The sequence below is a fragment of the Pseudomonas sp. A125 genome, from assembly GCF_055409485.1.
Genome location: NZ_JBUZVP010000092.1, coordinates 1 through 789 on the forward strand (window position 1 = coordinate 1; position 789 = coordinate 789).

The 789-nt window shown below is 52.2% G+C and carries 1 protein-coding gene; it reads left to right on the top strand.

The window, feature by feature from the left end; translation table 11 throughout:
• A partial coding sequence (locus ACZRN6_RS36540) for an IS3 family transposase (protein WP_464009965.1) occupies window positions 1-771 on the top strand: 771 nt, incomplete at its 5' end.
• Window positions 772-789: the final 18 nt, after the last annotated feature.

Consider the following 789-nt stretch of genomic DNA (forward strand, 5'->3'; position numbering starts at 1 on the left):
CCAAAATCTGCGCGAGCCAAGGACGATCAGCGACTGCTTGGACTGATCAAACACTCCTGGTTGGAAAGCGGTGGTGTTTATGGCTATCGCAAGATCCATGATGACCTGCGAGAGGTTGGTGAGAGCTGTGGCCGTCACCGGGTAGCTAGGTTGATGCGCCTTGAAGGTTTACGTTCTCAGACTGGGTATCGACGGAGGCCGGGAAAATATGGCGGTAAACCAGCCGTTGCCTCACCGAACTTACTGAAGCGCCAATTCGATGTCAGAGAACCCAACAAAGTCTGGGTCACAGACATTACCTACATCCGAACATATGAAGGCTGGCTGTATTTGGCCGTGGTGCTCGATCTGTTTTCACGCCAGATCATTGGTTGGTCAATGAAGTCGCAGATGACCAGCGACGTAGCCATTGATGCACTGCTGATGGCGGTTTGGAGACGTAAGCCGAAGCAAGAGGTGATGATCCACTCGGATCAAGGCAGTCAGTACAGCAGCTCAGACTGGCGAAGCTTCTTGAAAGCTAACAACCTGGTAGCCAGCATGAGTCGTCGAGGTAACTGCCACGACAACGCTGTGGCGGAGAGCTTTTTCCAGCTGCTAAAGCGGGAGCGGATCAAGCGTAAAATCTACACTACACGCCAGGATGCTCGGGATGATGTGTTCGATTACATCGAGATGTTTTACAACCCAAAACGACGCCACAGTTTCAACAATCAGCTGTCACCGGTAGAGTTTGAAAAGCGTTACGCAGCGAGCCTGGAGAGTGTCTAGGAAACCCGGGGCGATTCA